Here is a 22,841-nt window from a genome sequence, read left to right as displayed (position 1 = left end):
GGCCTTTTTCTGCCACATATATACTTCTGCCAATGTATTATGCGCATCGACTATACATATTAAATCAATAGTGTCCAATCTCCCTTTTCTAGTTCACGGACGCCACCCATGTTCCTGTAAAAAATTCTGTAGCTCTTCTTCAGACGGTACGTTTTTCTCCCACTCTTCGCACTCCTTTAGAAACTCCTCAGTCTCATAGGCAACAGACGGTTCCTTCTTCCGAAACCTCACTGCCGCTTTCTCTACTTCACTAAGCTTCGTATATCCTTTCTCATGCCAGTCCCGTAAAATTCCCTTCACATAAGCAAGCGTATGCTTGTTGTTTTCATGAGCAATCTGGAGTGCTTTCAATACAAGTTCATCTGACAAATCTGCAATCCATTCACTTAATTCATCCGCAGTATAAGGCGACAAACTACCAAAGTTTTGTTCATAAAACAGGAATACACTGCTCCCCGGCTCCACTTCTTCTACTTCTCCATCCGTTTCATCACTTTCAAAAGTCTCTTGAGGAATAACCACAGGCTCTTCATCCGGCATGCCAAAATGCTCTAGTAATAGCGGAATATTCAGCCCTTCCTCCAAACATTTTTGAAGGAACATATGTACAAACTTTTTGCTTTTCACAGTCTTTAGCTCACGCAATACGCATTTCTCAACGTTCGTATTCGTAACGGGGTTATAGCGCACCCAGTTCTGAATGTATAGCTCCTTCGCTTCTGCATCATATAATATTTTTCCATAGTCAATAAACCGCTGCAGCAACTTCTCAACAGTCTCCCAGTTATAGCCTGTTTCCATTTCCGCTAAACGCTTCGGCAGCGGATAAATGCCGCATTGCGTCGTTTTAGAGCATGTCAGCAAGTATATGTAAAAGTATCGTTCCTCCGGTGTTAAGTCCAATACAAAATCATCCTGCCAAAAATTCACCTGTACATTCCGGTATACCGCCATATATATTCCTCCCGTCTTTGACGACAAATATAAAATTGCCGCTGCTTTCATACATATAGAGTTTTGGGAGGAAATTGGGTAATTAATTTGAAAATTTTTTTACTACTACGATGTTATTTCTTTTAGTGAATTGTTGTAGTAGTAGTTTTTTGTTTTGTTTTTGTAATGATTTATTACTTGTAAGGGGCTTTTGATGGGCTTACAAGGGGTATGGAAGGGGCTATTCATTGTGAATCGAAAGGATTTGGCTATCATTTAAAGAGCTTTTTGGGGTATACAATTTTATGTATCATTCTCTATGTGCTACAAAATAAGCCTGTTATATGTAGGACTGTTATATGTAGGACTGTTATGTGCTCCCCTTTCTTCCTATCGCTCGGTTACGTTTAACGAGGCTGAAAAGTTCACTTTAGGCTATTAACGGGTTCATTCTATTGACCAAAATCCAACTTTGGCCAATTCAACACTGTAAAATCTGGTAAAAAAATAATGAAAATTTAAGAATAATAAGGTAAACTAATCAATGGTTTAGTATGTAAACACACTAGTTTAAAGTCGATTGACGTTGATGTATATGGAGGAATGGTTTATGAACAACAACACAATAAATGAATCAGTTGAAGAAATTGATAAAAAACGGGTAAACTCAAGCAAACGTTTTACAAATGGGAAGTTTATCACAATAGGTGTCGGCGTTATAATTGTACTTCTAATTGCGGGAATGAGTTATTATCAAGCAACTCGTTTCAATTCACAGGTTACGATTAATGACACAAAAGTGGGCGGTCTGACTGCTGATCAGGCACTAAAGAAATTAAAAACATCTGGATTAGAAAACAAAGTCTATGTCGGCCAACAACAAATTTTAGATGAAAAAGATACGCAAACGGAACTTACGAATGAGGATTTGCCTAAAGTTAAGAAACTATTAAAAAACCAATGGACATTTTTCCCTTCCTCAAAGGAAAAAAATTATTCGCTGCTACCGGAAAAAGCTGATCACTATCGAAGTGAAACAATGAAAAAACTTGTAGAAGAAAAGCTCTTATCTATGAATAAAGATTTAAAAGCGCCTCAAGATGCTATGGCGAAGCTCGAACAGGGCAAAGTTGTTATCTCAAAAAGCATTGACGGAAAACAGTATGATGTCGCTAGTCTATTGAAGGATTATGACAAGCAGAAGTATAAAAGCGAAATCCATTTGAATCCTGTATACATACAGCCTATTAAAGAAAACGATTCAATTATCAAAAAAGAAGAACAAGCGCTACAGGATCTTCTTCAACAAACCATTGATTATAAGGTACAAAATGAAATTTATTCTTTAAAGGCTAAAGATCTAATTAAAAATGCCTCTATGTCAAAGGATATGAAGGTTACAATCGATGAGAGTGATATTAAGAACAAGATTGCTGAAATTAATAATTCTAAATCAACATTAAATAAAGACTTCGCATTTAAAACCCATTCTGGTTCGGTCATATCAGTAAAAGGACAAGGCTATGGCTGGGCAATAAATGTTGAAAAAGAAGCAAAACGAATCCAAGAAGCCTTCGAAAAAGGGGAGAAATCGCTTTCTGCTTCTAATATTTACGGAAACGGCTGGAATAATGAAGGCATCGGTTATGAAACAACTGCAAATAATGGCATTGGAGACACGTATGCTGAAGTGTCAATTGCAGAACAGCAAATTTGGATTTACAAAGATGGGAAATTGGTAGTCTCAACGAATGTAGTAACTGGTAAACATAGCACGAGTGAAGATACATCGCCGGGAGTATGGTACGTCCTTTATAAACGATCACCGTACACACTTAAAGGTAGCGCAGTAGGTAAACCTGATTATTCCGTTAAGGTAGATTACTGGGCTCCGTTTACTAACAGTGGACAAGGGTTCCACGATGCGGGCTGGCGGACAAACTGGGCAAATAATGCCTATTTAACGGGAGGTTCAGGCGGATGTGTCAACCTCTCTCCTAGTGTTGCGAAAACTGTGTATGATAATCTAAGTACTTATGAACCGGTTGTCGTATACTAGCAAATAGCAGTATAAAAACAAAGAAGCAGAAAATCCTAAGTGATTTTCTGCTTCTTTATTTTTATTATTTATGCTCCGTATTTCTCCTGTGCAGGGTGGAAAACAGTTGTATACTTATATTCAACTGCCATAAAAAACCCATTTACTTATAATACGGTTCAGCGTGATAGATCTAAATGAGGTTTTAATTAAAATACTTATTTCAGTGACAAAATAAATATCCCTACAAAAAAACACTCACAGGTTTAGACCAAAACAATAAACCGTATATATAAAAGATTTTCCAAAAAGGGTTGGCCCCATTTAATCTAGTTTATTATAAAAATGCCTGTCACTGCCTGGAATATCGAAAGTTCGATCAATTACCAGGAGTACAGGCATTTTATTTAACTATTTAGTATGCATAGGAATTAATCTTTGTCCAAATACCTACACTCTTAATTTCTTTATACTCAGGTTTCCACATAGCATCTTCAATAGCATTTTCAACATCTTGAATATCTATTTTTGCAATTCCTTCGTGTATTGCAGCATGTGCTACTTCAATTGCTACGTATTTTGAGACTTCATGAAGCTTTTCAATGGATGGCAGCAGGGATGCGCCTGATGTGCTCGTATCTGACATTTTGGCAACTGCATTTGCTGCTGCTGCGAACATTCCTTTTGAGATGATTTCAGCTTTTGCAACAATTGCTCCAAGTCCAAGCCCTGGGAATACAAATGCGTTGTTTGACTGCCCGATTTCATAGGTAACACCTTTGTATTTTACATCGGCAAAGGGGCTGCCAGTCGCAATTAACGCCTTGCCATCTGTCCATTTGATTAGGTTTTCTGGCACTGCTTCAGCCAGCGCAGTCGGGTTGGACATTGGCATGATGATTGGACGTTCAACGTGCTTGGCCATCTCTTTTATAATATCCTCAGTGAAGGCACCGGCTTGTCCGGAAGTACCAATCAGGATGGTTGGCTTCACCTTTCGAACTACTTCCATTAATGAAATGATCCCTTCCTCATTCTTATCCCAGTCCTTAACTTCATCCATCTGTCTTGTATAAGGCTTCTGGAAGTTCAGAACATCTGGTGTTTCATCTGTTAGTAGACCCCGATAGTCAACAGCCCAGAAACGATCATAGGCTTCTTCTCTAGTCACCCCTTCTAGAACCATGGCATCTGACATTTGGTCTGCGTTACCAATGCCGGCAGCACCTGGTCCAAAGACAACGATGCGCTGGTCCTTCAGGGATTCTCCTGTTACTTTCAAAGCAGACATAATAGCAGCAAGAGTAACAGCACCTGTTCCCTGGATGTCATCGTTAAAGGTAAGGATTTTGTCACCGCATTTGTCCAAGATTTTTCGCGCATTGACGTTGCCAAGGTCCTCCCAGTGAATGAGAATCTCTGGAAAGAACTCTCTTGCAGTCTGAATGAATAAATCAATGAATTGATCATAACGCTCACCGCGGACACGTGCGAATTTGTTGCCGATATACATAGGGTCTGCAATCAAAGTCTGATTGTTCGTGCCAACATCCAACACAACTGGCAGAACACGGCTCGGATCAATCCCAGCTGCAGCCGTGTACACGGCAAGTTTACCAATCGCAATATTAATACCGCCTATCCCTTGGTCCCCAATACCAAGAATACTTTCAGAGTCGGTAACGACGATTAAATCAATACCATTTTTGGGCTTTCCTAGATTATAAAATGCCTTTTCAATGCCCTTAGGATCATCAATGGAAAGATATAGGCCACCTGGGCGACGATAGCTATGGGAGTATGACTGGATTGCATCACCGACAGTAGGAGTGTAGATGATAGGGAGCATTTCTGCCAGGTGTTCTTTCAAAAGACGGTAAAACAAGACAACATTGCGGTTATATAAATCATAAAGCAACCCGTTTTTAAACAGATTCGTCGTCTGCATCGAATATTGTTCATAGATTCTATTAACTTGTTCATCAAGGGTGAGTACTTGTGGAGGTAACAGACCTTCAAGTCCAAGGTCTTCCCTTTCCTCTTTCGTAAAAGCTGTTCCTTTATTCAAAAAAGGATTGGAGAGAACTTCTTTTCCTTTTATTGTAGTAATAATAACATTCTCAGGTACATTCATGGTGTTTCATTCCTTCCTTCTATTTTAAAATAGCTATTCCGACAATACCGCAACCATGTTAATAAAATTTTCCTTATCCCACTAGTTTTTTTAACTTAATGACCCTTTTTTGTAACTAAACAAAGTAGACAGTGAAACCGCTGACTGCTTTGTCTTTGTTTCATTTTCAAATTGGCCTAAAAACTTCAGCAGCATGATGGCCAGGATAACAGTAGATTTTTACTTTATTTTCATGCTGCCCCTGTAATTGATTTTTCAGCTTTTTTCTTTTCGGACCTTTTAAATGCATAACTAACAATAATCGGACAGACTACTGCAGATATTACACATGCTGCTGCAACTTGTGCAGTAGCTCCTGGTGCTATTGAAGCTAAGGTTGGATCTGCTGCTGCAACAACAGCTGGTGTAGCTACAGCATTTCCTGCAGTTGACCCTGTTGCTAAACCAACGATAGGATTTTCTTTAAATAACTTCAAAAGTACGTAAGCTCCAATTCCAGTCAATGAAGCTACTAATCCTAGTAATATGCCAGGACCTCCCGCTTTTATAATAGTTGAAAGATCCATTCCTGCACCTAATGGGAATGAGAAGAATGGAATTAATAATAATTTACTGCTTCCAAGGAACTTTCTCATATCAGAATCAATATTTCCTAAAATCATTCCTATTACGATTGGAATTAATACTCCTACAAGTGTTTGAAAAGGAATTGTGGCAAGTCCGGATGCACCTAATGCAACTAATGTGAAAAATGGACCATCTTTTAAAGAAAATACAGCATATGCGCCTACATCAGTTTCGTCACCATACGATGAAGCAAGAGATGCATATAATCCACCATTAGCATTTAATAACGCTGCAAGGATGGCTAATGGTGATAATCCTAGTACTCCGGCAGGCCCAAAAATCATTGCTACAGTTAACCCTATACCAGCACCTATTATAAATTTTCCTGTTAATAATATTGCACCTTTTTTTATTGCCTTTGGTGCTAATTTGAAATTAATTTGTGAACCAATTAAAAACATAAAACATGCCAAAATGGTAGATGATGCTTCTTTACTGAATAATGCCGTTGTAAAACTTCCAATTTTTAAAATTTCCGGGAAAAAGGTATTCGTTAATACTCCTAAAAAAAGTGGAACAACCATCATACCACCTGGAATTTTATCAAGTGTTTTCTTAATTGGAATTTGCATTTTTAACCCTCCTAAAGTAGTTTTTATAATCTCGAAAGGAATCCATTATTTCTTCATTTATTCTAATAATCGAAGAAATCGGTTCCAATTTCCTTGCATCTTGTACTATGTTTTAATCTCCTTTTGTTTTGTTACATGTCTATCATATTCGGAGGGAAAGCGTTTTCATAGTTTATGAAAGTTTAATAATCCTTTTGGTAAATAAAAAAAGTAAGCAGTTTCAAAAACTGCTTACAAAAAGTTTTTTATTAGGTGTTCCTTATATTGGTTATATTCATGCTGATACACAGGCCGTCCGATTGTTCCATAGATGACTTTGACTTCAAGTATTCCTAAGTCCTTTAGGAAGTTAAGATACTTTCTTGCTGAAACCTTTGAAATGCCTACAACATTAGCTACTTCATCAGTGGAAAAAGGCCCCCGCTTCAACTCTTGAACCGCATCCCATATCTGCTTTAAGGTATCCTTGGTTAATCCCTTTGGGAGTTCCTCTGTGATTACGGCTTCTTCTCTGTGCAAAAGTAAGTGATCGAGATCCTGCTGACTTACCGAATCCTGTTTATCAATTAACCGAGTTTGCTCAAGGTAGGCAGCAAGTGCAGCATTAAACCGATCAAACTCGAAAGGCTTAATTAAATAGTCGACAACACCATACCTTAATGCCCTCTTAATTCGTTCAAGATCTGAGGCCGCTGAAATAATGATGACATCAATTTCAAGATCATTTTTCCGAAGGTACGATAACAGCTCCAGGCCCTGTTTCCCCGGCATAAAAATATCCAAAAGAATGAGCTGAATATCATTCTTTCCTAAAAGTTGGATGGCTTCAGCAACTGAATTGGCTATTGCAACTAAACGGAACCCGGCAATTTTAGAAAGGTACTGCTTATTGATTTTCGCTACCATCGGGTCATCTTCAACAATCATTACATTAATCATTTTCATACATCCTCTGCTTTATAAGGTATATATACACCAAAATTCGCTCCCTTTCCAGGCTTGGACGAAATAATCAGGTCCCCCTCCAGTCTTTCAATTGCCTGCGCCAACAGGTATAATCCGAATCCACGGTGATTTCCTTTCGTTGAAAAGCCTTTATTCAATATTTTGTTTTGGAGTGAATTCGTCATTCCCACTCCTGTGTCTTTAACCTCTATTGTTAAAATATCCTCTGCGTAATCCAGTATAAGGTCGACTTTTTTGTTTGGACTGTCTGCAATTGCCTCCATTGCGTTATCGACGAGATTTCCAATTATCGTTATTAAATCATGTGTAATTTCCGAGTTGGCAGGCTTGGGAAGTGTATTTGCGCTATCAAATGAAAGTAAGGCCCCTGATTCTCTTGCAAAGCTTAGCTTGCCAATCAGAAACCCGGCAAGAACCGGATCTTGGACTTTTTTCGTTACAAAGCCCACTTCCGTTTCACGGTGGTTAACGACTTCACTCACATAGTTAGCAAGTGTATCGTATTGTTCAGTACGAACCAGGCCAAGAATGACATGAAGTTTATTCATGAATTCATGAGTCTGAGCACGAAGAGCTTCCGCATAATTGCGTACACCTGTAAGCTGTTCAGCCAAAACTTGAACCTCGGTTTTATCACGAAATGTTGCGATTGCTCCCACCGGCTGATTTTGCACAATCACTGGTACCCTGTTTACTAGAATGGTAACTCCATGCAGGTTCTGTTCTTGGTCGAGCTCTGTCTCACCCGATTTGATAATACGACTTAATCGGGTCTCTGGTAAATAATCTTCAATGTTCTTCCCTATAGGATTCTCTCCAAGTCCGGCTTTTTTAAAAAGCTTACTGGCTGCCCTGTTTACAAGTGTGATATTCCCTTCTTGGTCGATGGCTATGATTCCCTCACGCACAGACTGAAGCATGGAACTACGTTCTTCAAGCAGCTTAGCAATAGCGATCGGCTCGAGCCCTAAAAGGATTTTTTTGATGTATCTTGCTAGGCACACTGCACCGATTACACCTATTAGGATTCCGATTAACGTCCCTATAACGACCGCCAGTCGTCCTTTCTGTACCGCCTTTGTAACGTTCTCTAAAGTAATTCCTACAGCAACCGCACCCACTTGTTTTCCCTGTGAATTTTTTATTGGAGTAAATGCCCGCATGGATCGACCAAGAGTCCCCTCTGAAATGGACACATACTCCTTTCCTTTAAGAACTGGCCCTTCATCTTCTCCCATGAAGGGCTTTCCAACCAATTCAGGGTCCGGATGGGATTGACGGATTCCTTTCATGTTCATAACAACAACGAAGTTGACATTGATCTTTTCTCTAATTTGATTACTAAAAACTTGGACATTTTTCTCGTTTGCTTTCCCTTCAAGGGCTTCAATCACTTGCGGACTAAGGGCTACCATCTTTGCAGTATTGAGGGCCTTTTCTTTCTCTGTTTCTTCCACACTGGAAGTAATTTTTTGGCTTATTATTAAATCAGTTATTCCAAGTGATAATACGACGACAATGCAAACGAATATAATAATAATGGCTTGTAAACTAAATTTGCCCTTCTTCATAATCTCCTCCAGGTATTATCAAAATTATAGTATGTATAAGACTTATCCCAAAAATGACAAAAGGCCGCTAAGCTCATAAAAAAGCTGGAAGCAGCCTTTATCATTAATCATCGAATTAGCAAAATGGCACCTGCCATAATTAAGGTGAGAACCATTGCATTTTTTAAAATTGACAGTTGAACATCCTCCGCTCCCGAATACACTTTCACTTCATAAAAAGAAATTTATCCAATTATATTGTAGTACTTGAAAATGGCAGGACACTTTTTGTAATTAAAAAAAGTGTGTGGGCAAGGAAATAAAACAGGTTTTCAAAAGCAAGGAATAGCTAAAAAAATTATGGAGTTTTTACTTAAGCACTTCCTTTCACTCCCTGATAAAACATCCCAAATAAAAATTAGGCCTTATCGATTTTTCGATAAGACCTATCTCTCACTGCTACACCTTTAATTTTCTTTTCTAACAAGCTTCACTACATTCTCCACATGCGCCGTATGCGGGAACATATCAACCGGTTGTACATATTCCACTTCGTAGCTCTTCATTAATGCTTTCACATCACGAGCTAACGATGAAGGGTTACAAGAAACATATGCAACTGTTTTTGGTTTTACTTTTAAAATTGTTTCAAGCAACTTATCATCACAGCCTGTGCGAGGTGGATCAACTACGATTACATCTGGGCGCCAGCCTTCTTTCACCCATTTCGGTAGCCATTGTTCCGCTTTACCAGCTTCGTACTTTGTATTTGTGAATCCGTGGCGTTTTGCATTTTTCTTTGCATCTTCAATTGCTTCTGGAATGACATCCATACCGCGCACTTCATCGGCATCATTTGCAAGCCAAAGGCCGATTGTACCAACGCCGCAATATGCATCAACAATTTTTTCCGTACCTGTTAACGCAGCAGCTTTTTTCGCTTCGTTATATAGGACAACTGTTTGTTCTGGATTCAACTGGAAGAATGCACGTGCTGATAATTCAAATGATAAATCACCAAGCGTTTCTTGAATCACTTCTTTTCCAGCTAAACGGAATGTTTTGTCCCCGAAGATAACAGATGTTTTACGCCAGTTCACATTTTGCATAATTGATTTAACAGTTGGCATCTGCTTTTGTACTTCTGCGATAAACTGTTCTTTATTTGGTAATTCTTCTTTTGTTGTAACAAGTGTGACTTGTACTTCCCCTGTTTGAACTGCCGTACGTGTCACAATTGTGCGTACTAAACCTTTTTGTTTCTTCTCATTGTAAATAGAAACATTTAATTTTTCTAATATACGTCTTACAACTTTTGTCGCTTCATTCGTTGCTTTATGTTGAATCATACAATGAGAAATATCAATTAACTGATGTGAGTTTTGTTTATATAATCCTGTAATAACCTTTTCATCTTTACGTCCCACTTGTAATTGACTCTTATTACGATAGTGCCATGGATTTTCCATACCAAGTGTCGGACGAATTTTCTCTTCCATACTATTCTTCATGTACTTCTCGAATGCTTGTACAACGATATCACGCTTTTGATTCAATTGTTCTTTATAATCTAAATGTTGTAGCTGACAGCCACCACACTCCTCATATACTGGACACGGTGCTTTTACACGGTGCGGTGACGCTTTACGAACTTTTTTTACTTTTGCTTCAGCAAAGCCACGCTGAATCTTCGTTGTTTCCGCAACAACTTCTTCTCCTGGTAATGCTCCTGGAATGAAAACAACTTGTCTCTTAAAATAACCAACGCCTTCTCCGTTAATCCCAAGACGCTTAATTGTCACAGGAAACGTTTGACCAACTTCCAACTTACTCTCGTGTTGCTTTTGTATCATCGTTACACCTCTACTCTATACTTTTCCATAAATATAACGCTGCATAACTGCAGTATGGTTCGCACTCTTGTTTCACTTGTTCTAAAAGTGCATCATCTGGTTTATTCTCCAATTGAAATATCCCTTGAAGTGCACGCTGAATCCCGATATCTGCTTTCGGAAACATGTTTTGCCGCCCAAGTCCAAATAATAAAAAGTTTTGCACTGTCCATGCACCAATACCTCGCACTGGTAACAATTGCGCTGACACTTCTTCTTCTGTTTGTTTTTCTAGTTCCGCTAAATTCAACTTACCTTCCACTATATGTTTTGCTAGCCCTACCATATATTCAGCTTTTCGTTGACTAAACTTCTGATTTCTAAGCTCTTCTATTGAAATATTTGCTACCCTTTCTGGTGTAGGAAAAAAGAAAACACCATTCTTCTCTGCTCCATACCGTTTTACAAATTGTTCTGTAAGTGCAGTAGCAAATTTCAAATGTACTTGTTGATGAATAATACAACGAAGAAGACAAGCAAAATAATCAAACTCTAAAATAAGTGGTGTATAGGCATATGTTTCAAAAAGCGGACGTAATGATGTGTTTATAAAATGGGTTTGTATATCTTGAAAAGATTCATTCCATTGAAAAATGGAATAGATGCGTTTCACAACTTTCTCTTGTTCCCCTGTTTGGCTTGAAATCCAAAATTGTGGATTTTGAAGCGTGCCAATCCCTTGCACGCGAACAACAATTTGTTCTTCCTCTATAAGAAGTGGAACATAAACTATTTTCTCTTCTAACTGGACAACATTTAGTGGATCAAAAGATAGACACCTTAATACTTCTTCAAAGTGGTACGGATTCTTTAACGTAACATGTTCGCTCCACATACGTTTCCCCATCCTTTTTACACATCATTATAGCATGAGAAAACCGCAAGCATACATGCTTACGGTTGATTGCTTTTTACTAAATCATCTAGGCTTTTAAAATGATACCCTTTCTCGCGCAAATCATCAATGATTTTTGCAAGTGCTTCTGCATTATCTTTTGATATAGCATGAAGTAATATAACGGACCCTGGATGAATCATATTCATAACATGATTATGAGAATATTGCCATCCTCTTTGCTGATCTACTTTCCAATCTAGAAATGCAAGCGACCAAAACACGTTATAATACCCCATCTCTTTCGTAAGAGCTAGCGTACGCTCACTAAAAATTCCACGCGGAGGACGTACATATTTCACTTCTTTTTGTCCGGTTATTTTTTTAATTTCATCCGTTACACTTTGCAATTCTTCCCGAAGTTTCTCATCATTTACAGTTGTAAAATCAGGATGACTTCGAGAATGGTTTCCAATAATATGCCCTTCATTTTTCATTCTTAATAATAAATCTTTTTGCGTCTTTATATAATGACCTGTTACAAAAAATGTTGCTGGTACTTTCTTTTCTTTTAACACATCTAAAATTTGTCCAGTATATCCATTTTCATATCCATTATCAAATGTTAAATATATATCTTTTTTACTTGTATCACCTAAATAAAAACCACCGTTACCCCGAAGTAAATCAGTAAATTTTTTCCCCGCATCTGGTGGAGTCTCATTTTTAGCTCGTGGAATTCCCCAGTGATTGGGCGCGTTCGTATACGCGAAAGCAGAAACTGGAACAAGTGCCATTATAATTGAAAAAATGAGACCTATATATAACCATTTATACTTCATAAATAGTCTCCTTTCCATATATCATCGTACCTGTAGTTTCTGTTTTCAATATCCCTTTCATCCTAAACAAGTTTTTCTATATGTACCAAAAAATGCACCTCGAATTGTTCGAGGTGCATTTTTTTATTTCATTTACTTAAATACTGGCTCTTTAAAGCTAGCCAATTTTTCAAGTGATGTTTTATCTACATCTGCATGTAAACTATTACCATGAGAGTCCATTGTTACAACCGCTTTAAAGCCATCGATGCGTAAGTGCCACATTGCTTCTGGAATACCGAATTGTAAGAAGTCAACGTCTTTCACTTCTTTAATACATTCTGCATAATACTGTGCAGCACCGCCAATCGCATTTAAATATACACCACCATGTTCTGCTAGTGCCGCCAATGTTTTCGCTCCCATGCCGCCTTTACCAATTACAGCACGGATACCAAATTTCTTCATAATATCCCCTTGATATGGTTCTTCACGAATACTTGTCGTTGGACCTGCTGCTTTAATCTTCCAATTGTCATTTTCATCCTTCACTACAACTGGGCCACAGTGATAAATAATTTGTCCATTTAAATCTACTGGGCAATCATTATCCATTAAATGCTTATGAATTGCGTCACGCCCCGTGTACATCATGCCATTAATTGTAACGACATCACCAACACGGAGTTCACGAATTTGCTCTTCTGTAATTGGGGCCTGTAATACAATTTCACGCTGTTCATTTTTTTCTTGTGTCGCTTCTTGCTGAAGTGTGTCTTCTCCTTCTTGATATAACCAATCAATAATTTCACCTGTTTCAGGATGAATTGTTACACCAAGACGACGATATGCCCAGCAATTATACGCAACAGACACATAGAAACTAGCTGGTAAACGATTGTACACTCCAATTTTACAACCAAGTAAAGTTGTTTCTCCACCAAATCCCATCGTACCAATGCCAAGTTTGTTGGCATTCTCTAGTACGTACTCTTCAAGCTTTTGTAATTCTGGAATTGGATTCACATCATCTAATGTACGGAACAATTGATTTTTTGCTAATTCATAACCTGATGTGCGGTCTCCCCCGATACCAACACCGATTACACCTGCACTACATCCTTGTCCTTGTGCTTGATATACTGCATGAAGAAGGCATTTACGAATTCCTTCTAAATCGCGGCCAGCTCGTCCAAGTCCTTCTAATTCACAAGGTAAGCTATACTGGATATTTTTATTCTCACAGCCGCCTCCCTTTAAAATTAAACGAGCATCGATATAATCTTTCTCCCATTGTTCAAACTTAATCACAGGTGTACCTGGCCCTAAATTGTTTCCGCTATTGTCTCCGAAAAGAGAATCAACGGAATTCGGACGAAGTTTCCCATCCTTTGTCGCCCGCTCAAGCGCACTATAGATGGCTTCCTTCATTTTCAATTGATTCACACCAACTGGTGTATAAATTTTAAACGTTGGCATCCCTGTATCTTGGCAAATTGGCGAGATGTTGTCATCTGCCATTTTAATATTATTTGTAATCGTGCCAAGTGCCATTGCTGAACGAGTCCCTGCATTTTCTCGCTCTTTCGCTTGCTGAATCGCACGGCGAACATCTTTCGGTAAATTCGTCGACGTTTCAACGATCAGTTGATACATAGTTTCTTGAAGCTTTTCCATTGTTACTTCCCCCTCAATTGTGAACGCTATCAAAAACGTTATGAGATGAAAATTTCATCATTAAATCTCTATTTATTTAATGACTCTTAAGATTGAATGAAATTTTTCACAACTTGATTATACCCTTTTTTCCATATTCCTTCTATTTTAATAAATCCGCATATTTTATAATAAGGCAGCGTACTTACAGAAAACGGCTGCCAATACATCATTGACAGCCGCTTTAATATATTATTCGTCTTTTTTAAATTGCTCACATTTCAGTTCTAATTCATCTAACATTGCAAGAAGACGATCTACATCTTCTAGTTCTACTTCTTCTGGCTCAATTGTATCAATTACTTCAATGAACATATTTAAACGTTCTTTTAAATATACTAGTTGTGAATCTTTATCATGAATTGCTTTTCCCACGAAGGCACTCTCCTTTTTATTCGAGTTGCTTTTATTATACCGCAAAAACGAGTGTCATGGACATGAATTTTCATCAATTTTGCCCTAGGATTCCATTCTATGCAAACAGAAATATAAGACGCTTTCTTTTTCTTTTAAAGCGAAATAAACAAATCAAGAAATTCTCGTTACAAAAAGTTTCACTTTATAAAAAGTCCATATTCTTCTATTATAGAGGATGGACAAATTGTTATTTCAATAGTCAAAGGAGTATTTCAGATGAGTATATCACAAACAATGAAGCCGATTACTCCTTCTTACGATCCATGGGAAGCGTATATGGACCTTGAAGAGTACGGCAAATTACTATTAACAAACGTTGAATTTACAACAACAACGTTATGCAATATGCGCTGTGAGCATTGTGCTGTCGGTTATACATTACAACCGAAGGATCCAAATCCGCTTCCGATGGAGCTTTTATTAAAGCGGTTAGATGAGATTCCTCATTTACGTTCTTTAAGTATTACTGGCGGAGAACCTATGATGTCAAAGAAATCCGTCGATAACTATGTAACACCACTCTTAAAATATGCCCATGAACGAGGCGTTCGCACTCAAATCAATTCGAATTTAACTATAGATTTAGCCCAGTATGAACAAATTATTCCTTATTTAGACGTGTTACATATTTCACATAACTGGGGAACAATCGATGACTTCGTTGAAGGCGGCTTTGCGATGATGGCTCGCAAGCCTACTTATGAACAACGTGCCAAGTTATTTGAACGAATGATTACAAATAGCAAAGCTTTATCAGATGCAGGTGTTCTTGTGTCAGCAGAAACAATGTTAAATAAACGTACCCTACCACATATTGAAAACATCCATCGTCAAATTGTTGAAGAAATGGGTTGTAAACGTCATGAAGTGCATCCAATGTATCCAAGTGATTTTGCTAGCAACCTTGAAATTTTAACAAAAGCTGAAATTCGAAGTGCAATTGAGCATTTATTAGATATTCGTGATGAAAACGTATGGATGTTATTTGGCACATTACCTTTCTATGCATGTAGTGATGATGAACGTGATTTAGCTACATTAAAGAAACTACATGAGAGCAAAAACGTGACCGTTCGTAATGATCCAGATGGACGTTCTCGTTTAAATGTGAATATTTTTGATGGAAATATTATCGTGACAGATTTTGGTGATATTCCTATTCTCGGTAATGTACAAACAAATACATTACAAGAAGCATATGACAAATGGGGCAGTTCAAAAACAGCGAAATCATTAAGCTGTCATTGTCCAGCTGTGAAATGCCTTGGACCAAATATTCTTGTGAAAAATAGCTATTATCCAACTGAAAATTTCTTAACAAAAGAAACTAATATTACACTATAGTTAAAAACGTCAGCATATGGAGCTGACGTTTTTAACTATTACTATCATTGCGGTTGTAGTGACGAAATAAATTTAAAAGACAAGTGATCTTGAATCGGAATAGCTGCTCCAATTCCTTGCGATGTAATATTTTTAATAACGAGTCTTTTTTGATTTCCTTTCAAAACAAGATACACTTCTCCAAATGTGACTTTTCCTTTTTCATTTACTGCTGGTGTATAAGCATATAAGTACCCCATTTGTTTTGGACTAATATTATATACACGCTCATGACCTGTACCGTAACCAATTGTTGTTTTAAAAGAGAGTGGTAATTGTACTTTTTCCAACGCCTTTAAAAGCATCATTTTCTTCACATCTGTTGCATCTTTAATATCTGCTGTTAGATTACCTTCTACAGTTCTTTGTGTTTCTTGTTTATAGCGAAGTGGATATAGTCGTTCTACCCCTCGATTATCGTATACATTTCGATTCACTTGTTTATATTCCCAATTAATTGTTGTGTCTGTCGATTCATAATTTAACGGCCATTGGCCTAAATAAATTTTTGCCTTATACCCTATTGCAAGAGGCGCATTTGAAATCGAGGTTTCATTCAACATCCGAATTAAATCTGGATTTTCAATTCTAATCGTTGATGTTTTTAACAATTCTTTTGCAAATTTACTCGGTTGCAAACGCGGTAAATCTTGTGTTTCATTTGGATACGTATTGTCTTTTGAAATATTTAAAACAGATGAGGGCACTTTTACTTGTATTGTTGTCTTCGCAAGACTTCTACAAGGAAATAATAAAATAAGTGTGGCTATAATTAAAAGGCATATACTGTACACTCTTTTCACCTGTCTGGCTCCTTCCTACATAACAGTATGTAAATGATTTACTTTATCTATTGTTTTCCCTCCATCACATTGTTATCCCACTTTTTTCATAATAAGTAAAAACCAATTCCCATAATAAAATAGGCCGCTAATAATGTGCCTCCTTCAAACCAATTCGTATCCCCGTCATTTGAAATCGCGATTGTCAAAAAGACCGCTGTGATCATAGATATAAGCTCTGGTATCGTGAATATTAACGGCATTTTTACTGTAAAAAACATGGAAAGGAGTACCAATACAGGGGCAACAAACATTGCAACTTGCAATGTAGAACCGACCGCTATTTCAACTGCAATATTTACCTTATTCTTATACGCCATAATAATTGCAGAAGCATGTTCTGCGGCATTACCAACAATTGCAACGATGATAACCCCTATAAATAATTCTGACCAGCCAAATGATTTGGCCACCGTTTCAAATGTATGAACAAGTGCCTCTGAAACATAAGCTACTGCAACTGTTGCAATTGCTAAAATAAGCAGCGCTTTTCCTTTTGACCATTCAGGTTCTTCCTCATGCTCTACCTCATCACTTTTATGCTGATACACACCGCGATGTGTGACTAATTTAAAGAATAAGGCCGCTAAATACATAATAATCATGATAATAGAGACACCAATACTTAATTGATGTGTTTTTCCTATATCCATCTTCATTGAAAAAATCTCAGGAATAACAAAAGCTACTACAACTGCAAATATTAATAATGCCGAATTATGTCTCGCATCATAAACATTGAAACTTTGCCGTTTGTACTTAAGCCCCCCCACAAAAAAAGAAAGGCCTCCTACTAATAATAAATTCCCAAGAACCGAACCTGTTAAAGAAGCTAACACGACTTCTATTAACCCTGCTTGTAAGGCAAAAATTGAAATAATCAGCTCTACCGCATTACCGAAAGTCGCGTTCAATAGTCCACCAATCCGTGGTCCAGAAACAATCGCTAAACTTTCTGTTGCCCTTCCCATAAAAGCGGCTAGTGCAATAATTGTAATACAATATACAACAAACATAATTGTCTGTGGCCAATGCATTGTTTTTCCAAGAATAGAAAGTGGCACTCCAACAAGTGCAAGTATTAGAAAAATTTTATTAAACATGTATTCCATCCTTCCATATGTGTTTCTTCTCACTATTATCATTATTCTTCTCCTAACTTGTCCCATTTCATCACAATTACGTTTAAAAAATGCAATTGAAGAAAAAAGTATAAAAGATCTCAAGAAATTCAAAGTTCATACTAAACAAATTATGAATAGTGAAAAGGAGCAAAAAAATGCACTTAAAAGAAAAAATCGCAACCATTATTCAAGGACAAAAAACTGGCGTATTTGCTACTATACGCGACAATAGACCTCATAGCGCTTTTATGATGTTTTTTCATGAAGATTTTGTACTATACGTTGCAACAGATCGTAATTCAAAAAAATTAACGGACATCGAAAAAAATCCAAATGTACACGTATTACTTGGACGCGAAGGAAAGAATTCGGATGAAGATTATATTGAAGTCGAAGGCATAGCTTCAATAGAAGAAGATCAAACGCTGAAAAACAAATTTTGGAATAATAGCCTAAAACGTTGGTTACTTGGAGCTGAAGATCCAAACTATGTACTCATTAAAATTAATCCGAATACAATTTACTACATTGATCATGCTGGTACGACTCAGCCTGAGTTTTTACGACTTTGAGATGAAAACAAGTCCCTTCAAAGGGACTTGTTTTGTCGAAAAGTTCTTATCAAAAATATATAAAAAATATGGAACTTTCTAAAGATTCTGTTATATAATACTATTAACTTAAATAAACTGTATTAAAACAGATTGAGAGGAGAATGAAAGATGATGAAAAGAGAAGAACGGAAAAATATGATTGAATTTATTGAAAAGAAAAAGGGAATTGAACGTGAAGAATTGTTATTTATGACAGATGATGAAGTAGAACACATTTATAATGTAACTTACTTTCTATATGAGGAGATTGCAGAATAAAATATGGAAAGCCCACCTTATCCGAGGATACGAGGTGGGCTTTCCATATTTCTGCGATAAACATTTCATTCAAACATCTTTCTAATTACAGCTGATGTTTTATTTATTGCTTTTAGCTAAAAAAACCGCTTATATTAGCGGTTTTTCTTCCTTTTAATATAGAGCCATACAATGAATAATACCACTGCTGAAATAATTAAAATCCAGATTCCGTACTGGTGTAAACTATATTCAACAAGGCGCCACTTCTCTCCCATCTTCCAGCCAAGACCAACGAAAACACTAACCCAAATAAAAGCACCACTATATGCATATAAACAAAATCGCCAAACTGTTAAATTTGACATTCCAGCAAAATACGCTGTTAAATGGCGTACCCCTGGTATAAAGTATCCAACCATTAATAAAAAAGGACCATATTTTTCAAATAAAACATGTGTTTTTTCAATATGTTTTTCTTTAATTAGAATTTTCGGACCATATTTTTTCAATACAGGTAGTCCCAGCTTTAAGCCAAGTATATAACTTAATGTAATTCCAAGCATCGCACCTGCCATCCCACTTAGGAAAGCAGTTGTTCCTGACATAATGCCCTTCGAAATATTATATCCAACAAATGTTAGTAAGAATTCATCTGGTATTGGTAGACCGACAATTCCACCAGTTAGTGCTATAATAATTCCAAAATATCCATAGTGTGCGATTAACTCACCAATATGTTGTTCCATTCGGATGACACATCCTATGCACGAGCGTTATTCCATATTGTGCCCTTTCTATCTTTGCAGCAAACATGGTATACATGTTCACTATACATGGTTTTTATAATGAACTCTACTCCTATTCATCTCATTCTTTTAGATACATCCTATAGTTCACAAAAGTGATAAGAAAAAATAAAAATTCACGAGCGTTTTTTTTTGTTACAATAAAAGAAAGTTATTTTTAGCATCGGTTTAACTCTCAAGAAAAGTGATTTAACTAGCAAAGAACATATTTTGATCTATAAAATGCAGTTTTTATCCAGTAGGGTAATATGCGCCCTTTTACATAAAGTAGAACTTCCATTAGTAGATATTTTCTTTATCCTCCACTGATGAAAAGCGCTGCTTTTACGAGCATTTATCCCCCATCCATCGTCCTAGCTCCCTCTGAACCTTGAGGTGGGGGATCTTACTGCCCGCAAATAGCGGGATAAAAAGTCATTTTTCTAAACTATACAGGGGGGAAAAACATGACCATAGAAAAACAATTGATACAAAAGGTATACTATGAAACATTTTTAATGGAGCAATCCTCTACCCAAGCCCCAGAGATTCTTGGGGAAGCATATGTAAATGAATCCGAAAATGAATTTTCCAATATATCTAGCATTCGCTTCGCACAAGGTGAAGTGTATTTTCAAAATAAAGACTTTGAAGCGGCCATCTTTAAATGGGAAAAAGTAAATAATGAACTCGCTTCATGGGCAAAGAAAAATATAGCAGACTCTTATTTCGAATTAGGATTCCTTTCAACGGCAGAAGAAATCTATAAATCTATAAAAACGGAAGATACAACACTTACAATGGAAGTCTCATTACAACTCCTTTCTCTTTATATGGATCAAAACCGTTTAGGGCTAGCTTTTAAAACGATTAGCGAAGCAGTTTCATTCCAACCAGATTATCCTAATATCACTGCCATTGCTCGTTCCTTTTATGAGAAACAAAAAGATTGGAATAACGCTATTGAACTTGCAGTCCAGGAAGGGATTCGAACAAAAGCATTACATTGGTTTGATATTTTAACAAACTATGTAAATCAGGGATTTACAAACAAAATGAACCCGGAATATTTTTATGAATCGTTAAAAGCTTTATATACAATTGATCAAGTTCAATTTAAAGAACTCGTTTCAGCATTTTGGAACAGTTATCAAAAAGAACCCGCTTATCTATCTTGGATTCAAACAATCAATCATCTATTTTTACATATCGAGGCAGATACTTACGATGAATGGAACGAAATTGCTTCTCTTTATCAAGAAACTTACTGCGAGTTAATTACAGGGCAACATTTCATGCATGAGTTACAGGAACTGATTCCGAACTTGTTAACCAATTGGTTTAGCTTAACAAAAGCAGAACATTCTTTATTTGTTTCCGCAGCAGTCTTAGCATGGAATGAAATCTCACCTACAAGTCTAGAACCATTACTCATAAAAAGCGCTGAAGCCCTTCTGTCTAACTCAGAAGTATATGAAGAGATTGATATAACCAATATTTCGACTCTCTTTGAAACAATTACTATATGGGCCGAAAAAAATGACGTAGACTTAGGACATCAATTTACATTGCTCGTTCGTGAACTTTCTGATTTAAACGTTACACAACTCCTCATAGCAGGAACTAGTAATCATGATAAATCATCCTTTATCAATTCGATACTTGGAGATAATATACTCAGTGATTCCCAGGCAACTGCTATTGTGTTTAAAGATAATGCCCATACTGAAATTACAGAGTTCACAGATTTAACAGTACAAAAGATTCCAACCTTCAATGAATTTCGTGATATGATGGCCGTTCCTTCAAAATCAGAAATCGAGAAGAAATGTATTGAATTTAAATTACCATGTAGATTTTTAAGAAAAAATAAATTCTCATTCATTGTCACACCAGAGTGTAATGGAAAAGTTGATAAAAACGATACAATTTTTGAATATTTACATGCAACAGATAGTCTTATCTATGTAATAAATGCAACTTCACCATTACCAGATGAAGAGCTCGATACATTGTTATATATACGAGAACAAGTCCCGAATTTGCAGATTCATTTTGTTTTAAATACCATCGATGGAAGTGGCAACAATGGTATTGCAAATAAAATAATAAATGAAGTAGTGACTAAAGTGCGTGTACATTTTCCAAATGCACAGGTATTCCCTTACTCACCTTTACATGAAAATAGCCAGCAACTGAGTGATATAACAGATTCTATTCTCTCTAACATCGATCAACGGAATATAAAGACAGAGCGCATGGAAAAACTATTATGGTTCATTCAAAAGACCATTACATATCTTTTAAGTGAACGTGTAGAACTAGAAAACACATTAGTAAAATCAATTCGTTGGAATAAACACATTTTAGTAAAACTAAATGGTTTTATTAATAACCTTACTGCAATTGAAAAAGATAAGATTCGCTCCATTACAGATTCTTATCGTTTAACAAAAGAAGAAATCACACACGATATACATGCCCAAATTCCTGAATTATTACAGAGTTGCTCGGACCTCGTTCAAGAAGATAGTGATTTTAAATTAGTTCATGAAGAATTAAATATGGCAATGAATGAACGAATTCAAAAACATTTACAGCAAGTGATATTACCTAAATTTACTCAATCCATTCAAGAATGGATTGAAACGGCACATAATGAATTCATTCAAAGTCAGTCTTATTTAGACGAAATGAGCGAAACTTTTAATAAGCTATATGAAGAAGAACGCATGAAATTACCATGTGACTTCCAACTACTTGATGATTGGCGTAGAGATGTAGTAAGAATGACAAACAGAATCAAAGTTGACGACATCAATATTTTATTACGCTTTACACCAACACAATTTTTCTTAAAAAGTGCAGGAAAACTATTTGGTAACATGCAAAAAAACCAATCTATACTCTATAACAAATATAAGCAATATATTGAAACGGAAGATTATACAGATGTTGCTACAACTGTTTCAAAACAATTTTTCCTTCAATTTGAGTTATTTGAGAGTGCATTAGAACGTGATATTATGATGTTCTTTAAAGACCCTCTTAGCATACTAAAACAAACTGTAGAAGCTGCACATCTTGAAATAAAAGAAGATGAAAGTGCGTTAACAAAACTAAGAACAAATCCAGAAACTTATCACGATCCTTTAACACTATTTAAATTACAGTTATTACAATACAAATTCATGCTAAACATCAATCGAAAAAACGATGAGACTTCTCCTTCGAAAGAAGAGAATAATGAAACACCCACTGTGTAAATCATAAAAAAACCAAGCAATCCTTAAAAATTGCTTGGTTTTTTTCATTTCTATATACATCAACATGAAACCCCTCTTTTTAGGTG

At 36.6% G+C, this 22,841-nt stretch carries 18 protein-coding genes; 5 read left to right on the top strand and 13 right to left on the bottom strand.

Features of this window, described 5'->3' with window-relative positions; all coding sequences use genetic code 11:
• Window positions 1-93: 93 nt before the first annotated feature.
• Complete coding sequence (locus V7183_RS00635; RefSeq protein ID WP_335358393.1) at window positions 94-954, bottom strand: DnaD domain-containing protein; 861 nt, start codon at window positions 952-954, stop codon at window positions 94-96.
• A 589-nt stretch (window positions 955-1,543) separates the two neighbouring features.
• Here V7183_RS00635 and V7183_RS00630 point away from each other — a divergent pair.
• The gene (locus V7183_RS00630; protein ID WP_335358392.1) at window positions 1,544-2,992 is read left to right on the top strand and encodes a L,D-transpeptidase family protein; all 1,449 of its coding nucleotides are present in this window, start codon (window positions 1,544-1,546) and stop codon (window positions 2,990-2,992) included.
• A 394-nt stretch (window positions 2,993-3,386) separates the two neighbouring features.
• On the opposite strand, the gene V7183_RS00625 is transcribed toward V7183_RS00630, so the two are convergent.
• From V7183_RS00625 to V7183_RS00585, 9 genes are all read right to left on the bottom strand, one after another.
• The gene (locus tag V7183_RS00625) at window positions 3,387-5,105 is read right to left on the bottom strand and encodes an NAD-dependent malic enzyme (protein ID WP_335358391.1); all 1,719 of its coding nucleotides are present in this window, start codon (window positions 5,103-5,105) and stop codon (window positions 3,387-3,389) included.
• A gap of 230 nt (window positions 5,106-5,335) precedes the next feature.
• A complete protein-coding gene (locus tag V7183_RS00620) occupies window positions 5,336-6,304 on the bottom strand; it encodes a 2-keto-3-deoxygluconate permease (protein WP_097898744.1) in 969 nt (322 codons plus the stop codon).
• Between the two features lie 231 nt (window positions 6,305-6,535).
• On the bottom strand, window positions 6,536-7,243 hold the full coding sequence (locus V7183_RS00615; protein ID WP_335358390.1) for a response regulator: 708 nt from the start codon (window positions 7,241-7,243) through the stop codon (window positions 6,536-6,538).
• Window positions 7,244-7,245: 2 nt separating this feature from the next.
• Entirely contained in the window at window positions 7,246-8,841 is a 1,596-nt protein-coding gene (dcuS, locus tag V7183_RS00610) for a DcuS/MalK family sensor histidine kinase (protein ID WP_335358389.1), read from the bottom strand.
• Window positions 8,842-9,287: 446 nt separating this feature from the next.
• Window positions 9,288-10,673: a 23S rRNA (uracil(1939)-C(5))-methyltransferase RlmD gene (gene rlmD, locus V7183_RS00605; protein ID WP_097898741.1), complete on the bottom strand. Its 1,386-nt coding sequence runs from the start codon at window positions 10,671-10,673 to the stop codon at window positions 9,288-9,290.
• 10 nt (window positions 10,674-10,683) lie between these two features.
• A complete protein-coding gene (locus tag V7183_RS00600; RefSeq protein WP_335358388.1) occupies window positions 10,684-11,547 on the bottom strand; it encodes a DNA-3-methyladenine glycosylase family protein in 864 nt (287 codons plus the stop codon).
• Window positions 11,548-11,606: 59 nt separating this feature from the next.
• Window positions 11,607-12,389: a delta-lactam-biosynthetic de-N-acetylase gene (gene pdaA, locus V7183_RS00595; RefSeq protein WP_097898739.1), complete on the bottom strand. Its 783-nt coding sequence runs from the start codon at window positions 12,387-12,389 to the stop codon at window positions 11,607-11,609.
• Between the two features lie 132 nt (window positions 12,390-12,521).
• Window positions 12,522-14,045, bottom strand: a complete 1,524-nt coding sequence (fumA, locus tag V7183_RS00590; protein ID WP_335358387.1) for a class I fumarate hydratase — start codon at window positions 14,043-14,045, stop codon at window positions 12,522-12,524.
• Window positions 14,046-14,276: 231 nt separating this feature from the next.
• Complete coding sequence (locus V7183_RS00585) at window positions 14,277-14,459, bottom strand: SE1561 family protein (RefSeq protein ID WP_097898737.1); 183 nt, start codon at window positions 14,457-14,459, stop codon at window positions 14,277-14,279.
• A gap of 258 nt (window positions 14,460-14,717) precedes the next feature.
• Here V7183_RS00585 and yfkAB point away from each other — a divergent pair, with 258 nt between their 5' ends.
• On the top strand, window positions 14,718-15,845 hold the full coding sequence (gene yfkAB, locus V7183_RS00580) for a radical SAM/CxCxxxxC motif protein YfkAB (protein ID WP_335358386.1): 1,128 nt from the start codon (window positions 14,718-14,720) through the stop codon (window positions 15,843-15,845).
• Window positions 15,846-15,889: 44 nt separating this feature from the next.
• Here the strand turns inward: yfkAB and V7183_RS00575 are convergent, their stop codons facing one another.
• A complete protein-coding gene (locus V7183_RS00575; RefSeq protein WP_097898735.1) occupies window positions 15,890-16,687 on the bottom strand; it encodes a YfkD famly protein in 798 nt (265 codons plus the stop codon).
• Window positions 16,688-16,773: 86 nt separating this feature from the next.
• Window positions 16,774-17,829, bottom strand: coding sequence for a calcium/proton exchanger (cax, locus tag V7183_RS00570; protein WP_141523238.1), 1,056 nt, complete (start codon window positions 17,827-17,829; stop codon window positions 16,774-16,776).
• Between the two features lie 176 nt (window positions 17,830-18,005).
• Here cax and V7183_RS00565 point away from each other — a divergent pair, with 176 nt between their 5' ends.
• Window positions 18,006-18,422 (top strand): pyridoxamine 5'-phosphate oxidase family protein, encoded by a 417-nt coding sequence (locus V7183_RS00565; RefSeq protein ID WP_335358385.1) that lies wholly within the window; start codon window positions 18,006-18,008, stop codon window positions 18,420-18,422.
• Window positions 18,423-18,575: 153 nt separating this feature from the next.
• Complete coding sequence (locus tag V7183_RS00560) at window positions 18,576-18,722, top strand: BH0509 family protein (RefSeq protein WP_026008701.1); 147 nt, start codon at window positions 18,576-18,578, stop codon at window positions 18,720-18,722.
• A gap of 134 nt (window positions 18,723-18,856) precedes the next feature.
• On the opposite strand, the gene V7183_RS00555 is transcribed toward V7183_RS00560, so the two are convergent.
• A complete protein-coding gene (locus V7183_RS00555) occupies window positions 18,857-19,450 on the bottom strand; it encodes a DedA family protein (protein WP_335358384.1) in 594 nt (197 codons plus the stop codon).
• A gap of 506 nt (window positions 19,451-19,956) precedes the next feature.
• Between V7183_RS00555 and V7183_RS00550 the strand changes: the two genes are divergently transcribed.
• Window positions 19,957-22,755 (top strand): GTP-binding protein, encoded by a 2,799-nt coding sequence (locus V7183_RS00550; protein WP_335358383.1) that lies wholly within the window; start codon window positions 19,957-19,959, stop codon window positions 22,753-22,755.
• Window positions 22,756-22,841: the final 86 nt, after the last annotated feature.

Source organism: Bacillus sp. JJ1127 (assembly GCF_036965845.1).
GTDB lineage: Bacteria > Bacillota > Bacilli > Bacillales > Bacillaceae_G > Bacillus_A.
This window is presented reverse-complemented; position numbering and strand designations above follow the sequence as displayed.

What these genes read in the sequence shown, in the direction of transcription:
- V7183_RS00635 (WP_335358393.1), bottom strand. Translation starts at nt 954, where the DNA reads ATGGCGGTATACCGGAATGTACAGGTGAATTTTTGGCAGGATGATTTT.
- V7183_RS00630 (WP_335358392.1), top strand. Translation starts at nt 1,544, where the DNA reads ATGAACAACAACACAATAAATGAATCAGTTGAAGAAATTGATAAAAAA.
- V7183_RS00625 (WP_335358391.1), bottom strand. Translation starts at nt 5,105, where the DNA reads ATGAATGTACCTGAGAATGTTATTATTACTACAATAAAAGGAAAAGAA.
- V7183_RS00620 (WP_097898744.1), bottom strand. Translation starts at nt 6,304, where the DNA reads ATGCAAATTCCAATTAAGAAAACACTTGATAAAATTCCAGGTGGTATG.
- V7183_RS00615 (WP_335358390.1), bottom strand. Translation starts at nt 7,243, where the DNA reads ATGATTAATGTAATGATTGTTGAAGATGACCCGATGGTAGCGAAAATC.
- dcuS (WP_335358389.1), bottom strand. Translation starts at nt 8,841, where the DNA reads ATGAAGAAGGGCAAATTTAGTTTACAAGCCATTATTATTATATTCGTT.
- rlmD (WP_097898741.1), bottom strand. Translation starts at nt 10,673, where the DNA reads ATGATACAAAAGCAACACGAGAGTAAGTTGGAAGTTGGTCAAACGTTT.
- V7183_RS00600 (WP_335358388.1), bottom strand. Translation starts at nt 11,547, where the DNA reads ATGTGGAGCGAACATGTTACGTTAAAGAATCCGTACCACTTTGAAGAA.
- pdaA (WP_097898739.1), bottom strand. Translation starts at nt 12,389, where the DNA reads ATGAAGTATAAATGGTTATATATAGGTCTCATTTTTTCAATTATAATG.
- fumA (WP_335358387.1), bottom strand. Translation starts at nt 14,045, where the DNA reads ATGGAAAAGCTTCAAGAAACTATGTATCAACTGATCGTTGAAACGTCG.
- yfkAB (WP_335358386.1), top strand. Translation starts at nt 14,718, where the DNA reads ATGAGTATATCACAAACAATGAAGCCGATTACTCCTTCTTACGATCCA.
- cax (WP_141523238.1), bottom strand. Translation starts at nt 17,829, where the DNA reads ATGTTTAATAAAATTTTTCTAATACTTGCACTTGTTGGAGTGCCACTT.
- V7183_RS00565 (WP_335358385.1), top strand. Translation starts at nt 18,006, where the DNA reads ATGCACTTAAAAGAAAAAATCGCAACCATTATTCAAGGACAAAAAACT.
- V7183_RS00560 (WP_026008701.1), top strand. Translation starts at nt 18,576, where the DNA reads ATGAAAAGAGAAGAACGGAAAAATATGATTGAATTTATTGAAAAGAAA.
- V7183_RS00555 (WP_335358384.1), bottom strand. Translation starts at nt 19,450, where the DNA reads ATGGAACAACATATTGGTGAGTTAATCGCACACTATGGATATTTTGGA.
- V7183_RS00550 (WP_335358383.1), top strand. Translation starts at nt 19,957, where the DNA reads ATGACCATAGAAAAACAATTGATACAAAAGGTATACTATGAAACATTT.